The following is a 13,439-nucleotide window of genomic DNA, read 5'->3' as shown; positions in this document are numbered from 1 at the left end:
ATAGCACAAGAAAAAATAGATCGATGATCAAGGAAATATAGATGAATTGTAAGCTAGTAAATCGCTTATTCCTGGCAGTGTTAACCAGTGGATTTGCAGTTCTCGTTACAAGTTGTCAGAAGACAGAACAGAACTCTTCAGTTCCTCAATCATCCTTTAGCTCAAAACCCTTTAATTTGAGATTAATTCCTTCAAAGCTAGACAACTCACCTCTACTAAAAAGTAATACTTCTTTATTGCTCCCTCAAACTGCCAAGCAGTCCTGCGGCGATACCTCGACGGGAAGTGAAACAGCTTGGTATCCTGTTTTTATTGACTACGGTAACTTAGCAAACATTAACCGTGAGCTATGTGCAGATGCCATTGAAACAACAAGAAAGGATACGGGAATTCTGTCAGTACAAGTGGCTAGTTTTTCAAATAGGGATAGGGCTGTAGCATTTGCTAATAAGGTTGGTGGTAATGTCGGTAAGCCAACTTTTGTCAATGGGGAATCTCAAAGCGATGTCTCTGTCAGTGATAGTAGAGGAGAAGTATTAACGCCTGTTGAAACAGAGTTACCACCAAACAATAACCTTACAACTATAGAACCACCAGTGCAGCCTAATCAAATTCAGGCTGCACCTATAAAACCACCTGATATTAGCTCTTGTGCTTTCGATTTTTCTCCTAATTCTAATTGCTCCGAGCAATTATTTAAGTACCAACAATATGTTGAAAAACAAATTCAGGAATCAGCAAATAATCGATCTCAAATTAGAAACCAAATATCTAGCAACGAAGGATATAACAGTGGCATACATTCTATGCAAACTCAGATCAATGTTGACAAATTTCTTAATAATCAAAAACGCAGCATTGATAACCAAAACTTCCTGATCCAACAAAGGAATGCGTCTAGATGTGCTACAACGACATCTCTAGTTTGTTAAAAAGTGCGACTTGCCAGTCTTTTTTACTTTTGATTTACATCATGATTCTCTGTATATTTTTCTGAACTTGTCTCAATAGATAAATAGTACAAAAAATTAGAACAAAGGAGGCTAAATTTATGTTCGGTCGCAAACAAAAATTTTTAGAGCATAGCCAACAATGTCGTCAATCTGCTCAAGAATTAACTCAAGAAGCAGTAAATAACCTGGCTCGTGCTGCTTTTCACGGAGGAAAATCTATGTTTATAGATGGTGGAATAAGTGAAGTTGTGAATGGCTTTCAAGGATTTAAGAATTTAGGAAAAGGAGTCTATAAAGCCAAACAAGCTTATGATTATCATCAAATGGCAAATACTCTTGAAGAAAAAGCCAAAAATACTAAATGGTGGCATTTTTAGAAGCGTTATACCAATCTTATTTGATTCATGAAAATTGAGAATACTAGACTAGAACACTGACTTATTTAAAAAATCGAGTTCTAGTTTATCATTCATTATTTAGTATGGCTATGTTAATTTTTAAGTTCTCATGATTTACATGGTTCTGATTTCAGATATGCTAAACACATAATTTTTTGATAGACTTTGACGCGAAAACGGTGATGGGGAAATTTACAAAAAGGAAATACAGAAAAGGTTTTTGGCAATTTTTTCAGAAAACGTTAATCTTAGCAGTTGTATCCTGTCTTCTTTCAATAACACTCCCTTCTGTTGTTGCTCAAATTTCCTCACCACAAGTGATCGCTCAATCTCCACAAAATACCTCATTCTTAGTTAAACAAGCGAATCAACTCTATCAAGCAGGAAGGTTTACCGAAGCAGTTGAAGTTTGGCGACAGGTGGCGATCGCTTTTGCGTCTCAAAAAAATTACCTCAATCAAGCAATGGCGTTGAGCAATCTTTCTCTCACCTATCAGCAGCTTGGTGAGTGGGAAAAAGCAAAAACAGCGATCGCTCACAGCCTTAAACTCCTGAAAACTCTCGAACAGACAACCACAAAACAACGCATATATGCCCAAACCCTTGATATTCAAGGACAACTACAACAAAAAATTGGACAATCCCAACCTGCTCTAGAGAGTTGGCAACAAGCAGCTAAAATCTATGCAGCTATGGGGGATAATGATGGTGTAGCAATCAGCGAAATTAACCAAGCGCAGACATTACAAGACTTGGGACTATATCCAAGAGCCTGTAAGACATTACTTAAAGCTTTGGGCTTAAATAATCAAGAATGTCAACTCTTAGCCGAACAGTTTAATCCTCTCCAACAAAAACTCCTCGAAAGCCAACCAAATACTATCCAGGAAGCTCAAGCACGGGGATTGCGAAGTTTGGGTAATGTTTTTCGAGTCGTGGGTAAATTAGAGGAATCAGAGAAAGTCTTACAAACCAGTCTAGGAGTTGCTAAACTTTGGAATTTACCCCAAGATATGAGTAAAGTTTTACTCAATCTGGGCAATACAAACCGCGCTTTGGCAACAAGAGAAGAAACCTATAAAGATGAAAAACAAGCAAAGATTTACAGAAAAGTAGCTTTAGACTATTATCAACAATCTGCGATCGCCGCCTCTCCTCTCGTCAAAATTCAAGCTCAACTCAATCAACGAGATTTATTAATCGATCAGCAACAAAGGCAAGCAGCTGATAGTTTATTATCTCCGATTCGAGAATCGCTCACTCAATTACCCCTCAGTTGGGCATCTCTCTATGCCAAAATTAACTTTGCTAAAAGTTTAATTGATTGGCAACAGGAAGTTACTCAACAACCTGACTCTGGCTCTGTTTCAGAAGCAATTTCTCTGTTAAAAGGTGCGATCAACGAGGCGAAAATCTTGGAAGATGAGCGATCGCTCTCCTATGCTTTTGGTACTCTGGGGAAATTATATGCAGACATTAATCAAAACGACAATGCTAAAACTTCTACTCAACAAGCATTACAAGCCGCTAATCAAATTCGGGCATCGGATTTAGCTTATCAGTGGCAATGGCAATTAGGACAGATGCTGCGCGATGAGAATCGGGAAGAGGCGATCGCAGCTTATGGTGGTGCAATTAACTCCCTAAAAAACCTCCGGGGAGATTTAGTCAGCCTCAATTCTGATGTTCAGTTTGACTTTAAAGAGCGAGTAGAACCAGTCTATCGAGAATATGTAGATTTACTTCTGCAACCTAAAGAACCTAACCAAGAAACCCTAAAAATAGCCCGTCAGACCATTGAAGACCTGCAATTAGCCGAACTTGACAACTTTTTCCAAGAAGCTTGTACAACTGTCAAACCCCAGCAAATAGATCAAGTTGATGCCAATACAGCCGTTATTTACTCAGTAATTTTACCAGAGCGATTGGAAATTATTCTTTCCCTTCCAGGCAAATCTCAAAGCAACCTACGTCGTTACACAACATCAGTTACTCAAAAACAAATCACAGAAACTGTCACCAAGTTGCAGAACAGTTTGAATGCACCTTTATATAAGGAATCAGAGATTTTGCTGCTCTCACAGCAAGTTTACAATTGGCTAATGCGCCCTTTAAAAAACGAACTCGACAACTCTCCACAAGTTCAAACATTAGTGTTTGTCTTAGATGGAGTTCTGCAAAACATTCCGATGGCTGTTCTTCATGATGGGCAAGAATATCTCATAGAAAAAAATTATGCGATCGCGCTCACCCCTGGTCTACAATTACTCGACCCCAAACCCCTGACACGCAAAAATTTCAACCTGCTTGCAGCTGGATTGAGTCAAGCTCGCACTAGTCCAGTTACCCGTAAACCCTTTTCAGCCCTTCCTAACGTCACAACAGAGTTAAAAGAAATTCAACCGACTGAGCGTAAGCGCCTGCTGGATGATTCTTTCACCTCAGAGAGCCTGGAAAAACAAGTCAACTCATCTGCTTTCTCAGCAGTTCACATTGCCACTCACGGAGAATTTAGTTCTCGTGTTGACAACACCTTTATTCTCGCCTGGGATGGAGAAATTAATACTAATAAGCTAGAGGATGTTATTAAGGCTAAATCTCAGCCAAACCGCCCCATTGAACTACTTGTTTTGAGTGCTTGTAAAACAGCAAAAGGGGATAATCGAGCCGCTTTAGGCTTGGCGGGTGTAGCAGTGCGAGCAGGAGCGCGCAGTACTTTAGCATCTCTTTGGGTGGTTCGAGATGATGCAACTGCCATACTGATGAAAGAATTCTATGGAGAATTCACTCAAAATCAAGTCACGAAAGCTAAAGCCCTCCAACTTGCCCAAAGAGCAATTCGGCAGAATCAAAACTGGAAACATCCTTATTTTTGGACTGCTTTTGTACTGGTTGGTAACTGGTTGTAATCGTTCCAGGAAAATTATCTATAGACGCGATTTATCGCCGTCTCTACAATATTAATGTACTGGATTTTTCAAACATCATCTTATGATTATGTTATTTAGCTATAGAACAGCAAGAAGTTAAGGGTTGAGATTTTAAGCTTGAGAGAATGACATCAGGGCGATCTAGCAAAGTAAACCAAGCTTCTTTGATTTCTGGATCGTCGGGATTGAGACGGCGTAATTGAGCTAATTCATTGAGCATTTCATACCAAATGCCATTTTCTCCATAAAGAATTATCCGATCCCAGGGGGATGATTTTTCTAACTGAATTGCTTGGGTTGATGGAGGGGATTGGCGCTCAATAACTCCACTTTCAGATAGCCAAATATGTTCGTTTTTTTCGCCATACAAAATATCAAATTGCCAAAAATATGACTTACCAATTTTTAAAGGTGGTGCAGTTTGAGGTAGCTGAAAATTAAAAATCCCTGTCCCGCCAGTGAGTTGAAAATCGGTTTGGTAGACTTTCGTATTGGTTTGATCATCAAATAAGGTAAATCTCACAGTTACCGATCGCTCAGAGGTGATCTGACTTTGATCTTCAAAATAAAGCCAGAAAGTCGGAAACTCGGCATAAGTCAGTCCAAATTGCTCATCTGGATTGTTTTCATCTTTGAACACCAGGGCTTTAAAAACTTCACCTCGGACAACAGCATCTTTGCAGACGTTATTCTTTTTACAAAAGCGAGAAGAACCATTCTTCGGAAATTTAAAAGCTCGAACTCTGTCCACAACATTTCGCTGTTTTTTAGCTGATGGCGCGGGGGATGATTTTAACTGTTCGGATGCTAGAACTAAAGTACTATTTAGTGGAAAGTTGACATCAGATTTCAAAAGTATCCCAAAGCCGTCAAAGCTGATTAAAGCCGGGGTAACAGCACAGGATAAAGTAATGAATTGATGGAGTAATTTTTTCCTAGACATAAGTTATTTTGACTTTTAACTTTTTCAAGTGCGTTTTTGAAGCAAAAATGAGCGATAAATAAAAATAATTGTACTGGTGGAGACTACAGCTAAACCTGAAGAAACTAGTGGCATCCACCATCCTTGTACGAGTAAAAACAAGCAGATACTATAGAGAATTGCCATTGTTGCGACAATAACTAAAGCATTGATCCAGAGTTTTTCAAAACGCCAAGTTAGACTGCTGGAGATCGCAGCCCATGTTAAAATCCAAAATGTCTCTTGCCATAACTGCCAAACTTTTAACAAAGGTCGTCGATCTAAGACTGCATTGATGATCTGGCTGGTCATATGTGCCTGAAGGATCACTCCCGGCTGTTTACCAAGGGGAGTATCGTGATAATCTGAGTTACCCGTAGGGTCAGTTACGCCAATAAGAATAGCTTTGTCTTTTACTAATTCCGGTTTGACCTGATTTTGTAAAACTTCACTCAAGGTAACAACTTCAAAGGGCTTCTTAGCGGTGCGATAATTCAGGAGGATCTGAAACCCACAATTATTTATTTGTTGGTAAGCACCTAGATACTTTGGCAAGCTTTGAAAGATTGTTTCACCAACTCGAATTACAGAGTTAAAATCTTGACATTCCGAATTATCTTCGTCTTGAGATTGGAAAATTTTTTTTGGCTCAATGTTGTGTTTAGTCAAGTAAAGAAAAGCAAGTCTAGTACTTAAGGCGTGGTCTGTAGGACAGGAAGTTTGATTTGGTTCGTAGGACAACAAATGACGGCGAATCACTTGATCCACTTTATCCGCTACGATATCGCTAAACCCTAAAAAACCTGCTATTATGCCCGGAGGGGCTTTAAATCCGGCTTTTTCAGGGTTTCCCTGATCTGGGTGGCTACAAATTGCGATCAAGTTTTCCTGTTGTCTAAAAAGCTTCATTAGCTCTTGATAACCTGGTTCTCTGGGTCGATCGCGGATGATATCTAGGGCGATGAATTGGGGTTGGTATTGATTCAATTTCTCGATCGCTTGAGCTAGGGTGCGATCTGGTAGGGGATAGCCGCCGTGCTGCTCAATATCTTGCTGAGTAGCGGTAACAATTAATAAATGAGGATCTGTACCTTCGTCTGGGCGCGATCGCATTAATTGGTCATAAGCTGACAGTTCCCATGCTTGCAAAATTCCCAAAGCTCGGATACCAATTACAAGGGCTGTTATAACTACACTGACAGCTACAGGTATAAATGGTTGATAGCGTCCTTGATAGCATAGTTGCTGCCAAGTCGGAGGAATTGTGGCAGGATTTTGACAAATCACGGGCAACCAACTGGCACAGGGATATTCTTGTTCTATTGCTTGCAGTTTTTCCCTCGCCTGACGCACTGACAAGTAAAACGATTTACCCCCAGCAAACAATTCCAGAAAATGCTGTAAAAACTCATGAGCAACTGGATCTGCTACTGACTCCTTCATGACAACGACTTGGGGGATATGTAAATCTGCCAATTGTCTTGCTAATCCCAATCCCTCACAGGAGTTGAAAATTGCCAATTGTAAACCTTGGGCGATCGCAGTTTTTAGAGCGTGTTTTAATTCATCAATAGTTAAGCTGTCAGCCTCATTAATAAAAATCCGCCCCCTTTCCCCCTCAGTACGACTATGCCCAGCAAAAAACAAAATATCCCAGCCTTTTTGCTCCCAAAGAAACTGATTTAATTCTTGACGATGGGGTTGCCTCAACAGCACCAACTCAGCATTTCTCGGTAAACTTTCTAGTAATCTACGGTCAATGTCTACGTCTATTCCTTGAGAATTTCCCAATACTGCCAAAACTCTCACCGTCCCAGAAGGGGTTTGTGAGTGAGGTTTTGAGTCAAATTTCGGCGCACTCAAAGCAATTTCCGCTTGGGGATAGTCTTCCAAAAAATGCCACAAATGCCAAGGTAGCTGACGAATTTCTTCGTCTTCCGTAGCAATAATGACGCGGATTTGATCTTCTTCCTGCAACTTACGGGTTAATAGTCGCTCAATCCGAGCGAATGACTCAGCATTTAACCAACGAAGCAGCTGATTTTGCAAGTTTTCACTCAGTCGCTCTAGATTCACGTCTGAGATATTGGTGGGACTGCCCAGAACAATTTCTATTTTGCCACGATTTCTCAGGCGAAGAGCTAGGGCTTGATACAACACCTTCCAGTCTCGATAGGCATCAGCCAATTCTGGTGCTGGGGGTAAGCTTCCCTGCTCTTGGATACTTAAGAAATCTTGAGTATCAGATAGTTGAGCAATGACCGAAGGAAAGCCATCTGTCAAGCTACCATTGCCTAAATTAATCAGGACACATTTATTCATGAGAACTTAACAATACAGCAAAATTTTCTGTAACGCTGACCTGATCGAGAGCGATTTGAATTTGAAACTGAGTATCTCTAGAGCATCGGAAATAGGGAGTTTGGATATAGCTGTCTTGTTCTCCAGCCATAATCAGTGGAAACACTGCTTCTGATTCAGATAATAATACCAGTTTGAGAGCAGGAGGTAAATATTTTTGCTGTTTATCTGGATGCACCTGTACCTGTACACCAACTCGACCATCTGCTTCTGGAGTAATAGCCACAAGTAATACTACTGCTACTTCACCCATCAGCATCCGTAGGTTAATTAGTTTAGCTTGCTTGATGGTATTCTCGATACTGTTGATTCGATAAGCTAACTGAGGAGATGCTGGAGTTAATAATGCACTGATTTCTTGCCATCCTAGTTGCATTGACTCGGTAAAATTCCGGTTTAACCAGGCGCTCAAGTTCAGCCAAGGTTTTTTGGGAGTTTCTGCTACAACTTGAGTGCAGCGTAATTGATACAATTGTTGCCGTAGGCGATCGCTTGCCATCAAAGCTGCCCATTCGGTAAACTCAATGTCTAAACGGGGAGAGTAAGGAGAGGGTTGACTCAGTTGGGTTAATAAGGTTTGGGCTGTTCCCGCATCCAACACAGATATAGGAGCAATTGGCGCTATTTCATCAGGACAGATTTCTCTAGCCAGCCACATAACCTCCAAATCATCAATCATCAAATCCCGATTTAGAGAATAGGTGCGGTAAATCGGGTCATATCTGCCTTGAGTTTTGAGGGTGCGATGGGTTGTATATCCCCAAATTCGCATCCAGCCTTGCTCTAAGTCTATCTGGACTGCGAGATAGTAGTTAGCCATCCAACTGGGAATGTCAACCCATTCTTGGGGAACAGAAAACTCTTCTGTATCCGTGGCTTCGCTGGGAATGAGGATAACACGTGTTTGTCCGATGGCGATCGCACTCCCGTTAACGACTTCCCAAATACTCAACAAATCTTCGGTTGGGGACACAACAACTGGACTATCTTCTAGATGCTCTTTCAGCCAACTGATAAAAGCTCTTAGACATAAATCATTTAACTGGGCATTTATTTGAGCTGTTGTATTTGAGCATTTCTGAGCGATGAGTTTTGCTTTCTCTAAATCAGTTGCTGAAATTTCTAACCATAACTGCTCTGTATCCATAAAACTCATCTGTATTAAGTCTGATAAGTTCATTTTCATAAAGTTATACCTCCTTGATACTTAACTGAAATCCTAATAGGACGCGCGTTGAAACCATTCTGTTGTCAACATAACTATCTTTTCCTTTGCCGGCCCCGTTGGTTTCAGAGATAGAACTAGGCGATTTTGAATGCACTCGATTAAAAACTGCTTAACTGTTTCTTGGGCATTTTGCCTGATTTGAGCAACATTATCTTCAGAAATTTGCAATTTCTTAGCTATGGCTGTAGTATCTAAATGCAAAATATATTGGCATTTAAGTACTTCCATTTCTGAAAAAGATAAATTCCCCAAAGCTATCTGAAAATTTGCATAAATGAAGTTGGTGTAATAGTCATCAAATTGCTCAATGAGTTCTTGCTTAATAATTTCTAAGACCTCTGATGACCATTCAAATGGTTTTTCGTTTCCTAGCGGCAATTGCCATTTTCCTTGAGTAATTTGTCGTAGTAATTCCACTAACAGTCTTTGGTAACGCCGACCAACAGTAGGCTGAGTGATGTCTAACTCCAGTGAAATTTGCATTTGCACGAGTTTTAAACCGTTCTTTAAAAGCGGTATTCTGACATCGATACTATCTAAAACTTCTAGCTCATTAACAATAAACGTCTTCAGTGCGATCGCCTTTTCTTTTCTTTCCTGAATTTCTGCCGCATCTTCGAGAACTGTAGTTTCATCAAACAGTTTCTCTAGCAGAGTTGGGCTATCTTGTGTGCGTGAAAAATCCAATGATTCCACAGGTCGGTCTATATATTTGCGGATAGCTGCACCAATTTCATTCAGCCATTTTGCTATTGTCTCACCGTTAATTGCTGGATTTTGCTCAGATGCTAATGGTAATCCAGAACGGAGTTGATTGTAGCGATCGGCAATCTCTGGAAAATTTTGAGCATGAGGTAAGGAAATATCAACTCTCCCGGCTGTTCTCACTTCCTGGAAACACTTCCAAGCCAAGACATATTGCGTTAGATACGGTGGCGATATTCCTCTATATTTCAGAGAATCTAGCACTCTTTTCTCAGTTGCTTTCACCGCTAAACCTAAGTCGCTGCGCTTGAAGGTTTTCATGCCCTCCAGTTCTCTAATCCGGTCAATGATTATGCCTGTCATCTTCCGCAGGGCGTATTTCTTCAGCGCCGGATACCCAAAAACCCCCTGAGCAAATTCAAGGTCAAAGTTTTTGAAGAATTCTGCTGGATTTAAGGCAGACTCCAAGGCAATTTGCAATATATCTGGGAAAAAAGCATCAGTATCCGGAGAAAACTTGCCATGTTTACTGAGGTCTTTCTTGACTTCCCATGCTACTCTCAGGCTGAACCTCGATAAAAAAGCAATCAAGTGACCTCTGACTAGAGCATCCTGGGAATTGCGCCTTAAAGCGTTGAGAAAAATCAGTGCTAAGGCGGCTTCATTCAATTCGGGATCTCGTTGGAGGATAATATCTAAATGACGCTGCAACCTAGAATCGGCTACCCAACAAATGGTTGAATGCCCCTGATGCTCATCGAATCGGGGTAACTGGAAAAAAATCTCGAAGGTTGCTGTCATTGCCTTCTCCTATCAATGGTGAGTTTTTGCAACTCGGTTGTCGGTTGATTTAAGTTTTTAATCTAATTATCTATTGGGACACCTACAGATCATTATGCAGTTATGAAGAGTTTAAAACTGATTCGACTGCTAGACCTTTATCAGTACTGGCTGGCACTAATGAGTAAACATAGGGTATGCCGTTGAGGGTACTGATGAGTACCAATTTGTAGCCAAGTAGTGAATTTTCCGACTGGTACACCAATGATTTGTCCGCGAACCGACAAAAATTTCATCTTATGCACTAACCCACACTGTAGCCATAAACTGTCTATACTTAGGTAAATAAAAAGTGTAGACATGGCAAAAATTGAGCGGGTATCAATCAACTTTAAACTCCCCCAGCCTTTAGTTGAGGCACTCAAAACCAAAGCTAAAGAACAAGAAACCACAGCCACAGATTTAGTCATCAAAGGGCTGCATCATATCTTGAGTTTGTCCACTAGCAGTACAGACAACAGTACAGATAATGTTCTACACGAAATCATCACCCGCATTGAAGCACTAGAAACAAAGCCAGCAATCGATAGTAATAGTAAAGATAATAGTAGAGACAATCATCTATACCCACTAGCAGACAGCACAGAATCACAGCGACTTAGTAAAATGGAACAAAAGCTGGAGGTAGTTGCTAGGCGACTGGAACTTTTAGAGATAGCGATCGCCTCTGGGAAATACAATAGCAATAGCAAACCTCGAAGACAATCATATCCATATCAACAATCATCCGTTGAACTACAAGCAATACCTATAGAAAACTTAGCTCCGCGACTAGGTTTAACACCATCGTATCTGGCAGACCAGAAAGATAAATTATCAACTAAAGAATTTATCAGTTGGTCTCGGAATCGAGATCCCAGAAGCATTGGGTGGGAATTTTCAATTGAAGACGGTTTGTATCACCCAATATCACCATAAGCATACCTAGCAAGCCTGACTTTTCACCGGGGACTACTCCTCAATCCCATCAAAGTTTACCTACACATCCATCAACTTTAAGGCACTACTGTCACTAGGTCTAGCTTTCAAATAACGGTCAGTAGTAGCTAAATTGGCATGACCCAAAGTTTCCTTCACCAGCACCGGATTAGTTCCCCGCTCAATAGCGTGAGAGCCATGAGCATGACGCAGCCAATGAGCCGAAACTTTATCACTCAATCCCGCAGCCTGCGCTATTTCCTTGATAATTGGATGTAGATTTTGACGATCAAGATGCCCTCCCTTCTGGCTCTTAAACACAGGATCTGTCGCCAAAGCATTTCCTTTAAACTCCATTAATTCTGCCCACAACTTAGACTTGATGAGAATAGTACGGTTCTTGTTGCCCTTAGATTTGCGAATATAAACCTGTCCACTATCCCCTCGTGGAGTTAAATCTCCCCAAATTAGCTGACACAGTTCATTAGCTCGTAGCCCTGCTTGATACAGCAACTTGATAATTAACAGATTGCGACGGGCTACGCATTGCTTTTTAGGTGTCTTCACTTCCTCCAATTTCTTCTGTGCCATCCGCACCAACAACTTAATATCACCCTCATCTAAATACCGTTCGTTGATTGCGTCTGGCATTTCACTCAGCTTGAGTGCCATACCAACATTGAAAGGCAGATAGCCAATTTTATGTGCGAAAGAAATCAAACTTTTAGCCGCCGCCAGATAAATCCGTCTGGTACTTTCGGTGCAACCCCCAAATTCCGTCGCGTATTCCACCAAATCTTCATAGGTGACTTTTTTGAGCGGTTTACCCAAAAAAATTAAAAATCGCTTCGTATAACGCTGGTAAGCCTGTACTGATGACTCCGCCTTGCCATCCAACCACAGCGAAATCAACTTCGCCTCCGCTTGCATTGGCGTAAGAGATGCGATCGCCTGACGATAGTTGCTCACCTTCACCAACGACAGAGCCATTTTTCTTACTCACTTTTTTATCAGACATAATTGTAGTTTTGTCTGCTTTTATGTTGTCTGATTTTTATTGTCTCTTAAGACAGGTACTTGAGATACATATGTTTAATTTATTAAGCTATGTTAAGGTGTAACTTACTTAAGTGTTTTGTGAATAAAAAGCTAAGTTATATACTTAATTTTTCTGCACGACGCACCTGCTGTAGCTGATTGTTTGGTGTTTTGGCGTTTACGTTTATCGTCTGGTTGCAGGAATGACAGGCTGTATCATTCAGGAGAACGCTTGATTAACCAAGTTTTAGTGGCTAGAGATAGTTAGGATAGTCACCAGTCGTTGAGCATGGATGTCAAAAGAACTTTACAGATAACAAAAACCCCCTTACGGGGGCATTAATTGGTGAGTTTGACAAAGTAACAATACTTACTGCACTACCAGAGGTCTGTTAAGGATACTCATGACTTCGCCTGGATTGGGACTTGGTAGTAGGGGACTCCAATCGCCTACCTGAGCATAGCCAATAACCTGTAAGTAGTGGATTGTGCTGGTTACAGCTTTAGAAGAACCAATTAACAGATGTTTGAGTGGTTCTCTAAGAGGAACTGTGTTGTCAGACGCTTGATTTTGGACGGGTGGATTTGGGTCTTCTACACCGGATAGGAAGCTTTGGGTAATCATGATTCACCTGTGTTGAGCAGGAATAGCTATTACCCACAATAAAGTTGTTGTTGTCATGGTGACAACAAATTAATGCACCCGTGACAACTAATCATTGCACTCTGTATCGTTTTTGCGGCGACGCTTTCTTGCCCAGATTTCTCTGAGGTGAGCAGGTTCATTTTCAAATTGAGTCCACAGAGCATGAATTTCTGCCAGTCTGCGTTTGTCAGCTTCCGACGGTTCTCTACGATGTTCACCTTGAGAAAACCAATGAGCCACCGTGCTTTTAGAGCGTCCGCATAACTCTGCCAGTTCTTCATAGTTGACAGCCCAATGTTTTAGGAACTCTTCAGGCTCCATCTTGATAGCAACCTTAGCTTGATAAACCTTAAACAGTTCCCAGTGTCTTCTAGTAGGGGTTTTGGCTGCAATCATCATGACAATTATCTAAATGCACAGGTGACAACATAATCATGATCATATCCTGTTGGGAAACAAAG

11 protein-coding genes are annotated in these 13,439 nt (G+C 40.9%); 4 read left to right on the top strand and 7 right to left on the bottom strand.

The annotated features are described in order from the left end of the window. Positions 1 to 41: 41 nt before the first annotated feature. The 3 genes from FD725_RS30705 to FD725_RS30695 all read left to right on the top strand — a co-directional run bounded on the left by FD725_RS30705 (position 42) and on the right by FD725_RS30695 (position 4,260). On the top strand, positions 42 to 932 hold the full coding sequence (locus FD725_RS30705; protein WP_179051974.1) for a hypothetical protein: 891 nt from the start codon (positions 42 to 44) through the stop codon (positions 930 to 932). Positions 933 to 1,051: 119 nt separating this feature from the next. Further along, complete coding sequence (locus FD725_RS30700; RefSeq protein WP_179051973.1) at positions 1,052 to 1,330, top strand: hypothetical protein; 279 nt, start codon at positions 1,052 to 1,054, stop codon at positions 1,328 to 1,330. A gap of 338 nt (positions 1,331 to 1,668) precedes the next feature. Next, a complete protein-coding gene (locus tag FD725_RS30695) occupies positions 1,669 to 4,260 on the top strand; it encodes a CHAT domain-containing protein (protein ID WP_179051972.1) in 2,592 nt (863 codons plus the stop codon). 91 nt (positions 4,261 to 4,351) lie between these two features. On the opposite strand, the gene FD725_RS30690 is transcribed toward FD725_RS30695, so the two are convergent. Genes FD725_RS30690 through FD725_RS30675 form a run of 4 tightly spaced genes read right to left on the bottom strand, consistent with a single transcriptional unit; the run spans position 4,352 to position 10,337 of the window. Then, a complete protein-coding gene (locus FD725_RS30690) occupies positions 4,352 to 5,224 on the bottom strand; it encodes a DUF928 domain-containing protein (RefSeq protein WP_179051971.1) in 873 nt (290 codons plus the stop codon). A gap of 24 nt (positions 5,225 to 5,248) precedes the next feature. Continuing rightward, complete coding sequence (locus tag FD725_RS30685) at positions 5,249 to 7,564, bottom strand: CHASE2 domain-containing protein (protein ID WP_179051970.1); 2,316 nt, start codon at positions 7,562 to 7,564, stop codon at positions 5,249 to 5,251. Beyond that, the gene (locus FD725_RS30680) at positions 7,557 to 8,789 is read right to left on the bottom strand and encodes a DUF1822 family protein (protein WP_179051969.1); all 1,233 of its coding nucleotides are present in this window, start codon (positions 8,787 to 8,789) and stop codon (positions 7,557 to 7,559) included. The genes FD725_RS30685 and FD725_RS30680 overlap by 8 nt, the downstream gene beginning before the upstream one ends. 33 nt (positions 8,790 to 8,822) lie before the next feature. Beyond that, positions 8,823 to 10,337: a hypothetical protein gene (locus FD725_RS30675; protein WP_179051968.1), complete on the bottom strand. Its 1,515-nt coding sequence runs from the start codon at positions 10,335 to 10,337 to the stop codon at positions 8,823 to 8,825. Between the two features lie 339 nt (positions 10,338 to 10,676). Here FD725_RS30675 and FD725_RS30670 point away from each other — a divergent pair, with 339 nt between their 5' ends. Further along, a complete protein-coding gene (locus tag FD725_RS30670) occupies positions 10,677 to 11,294 on the top strand; it encodes a hypothetical protein (protein ID WP_179051967.1) in 618 nt (205 codons plus the stop codon). Between the two features lie 60 nt (positions 11,295 to 11,354). On the opposite strand, the gene FD725_RS30665 is transcribed toward FD725_RS30670, so the two are convergent. The 3 genes from FD725_RS30665 to FD725_RS30655 form a co-directional block, all read right to left on the bottom strand. Further along, positions 11,355 to 12,284 (bottom strand): tyrosine-type recombinase/integrase, encoded by a 930-nt coding sequence (locus FD725_RS30665; RefSeq protein ID WP_179051966.1) that lies wholly within the window; start codon positions 12,282 to 12,284, stop codon positions 11,355 to 11,357. 418 nt (positions 12,285 to 12,702) lie between these two features. Continuing rightward, a complete protein-coding gene (locus FD725_RS30660) occupies positions 12,703 to 12,957 on the bottom strand; it encodes a hypothetical protein (protein ID WP_179051965.1) in 255 nt (84 codons plus the stop codon). Between the two features lie 87 nt (positions 12,958 to 13,044). Then, positions 13,045 to 13,377, bottom strand: coding sequence for a hypothetical protein (locus FD725_RS30655; RefSeq protein ID WP_256872028.1), 333 nt, complete (start codon positions 13,375 to 13,377; stop codon positions 13,045 to 13,047). Positions 13,378 to 13,439: the final 62 nt, after the last annotated feature.

The organism is Nostoc sp. TCL26-01 (genome assembly GCF_013393945.1).
Lineage (GTDB): Bacteria > Cyanobacteriota > Cyanobacteriia > Cyanobacteriales > Nostocaceae > Trichormus.
This window is presented reverse-complemented; position numbering and strand designations above follow the sequence as displayed.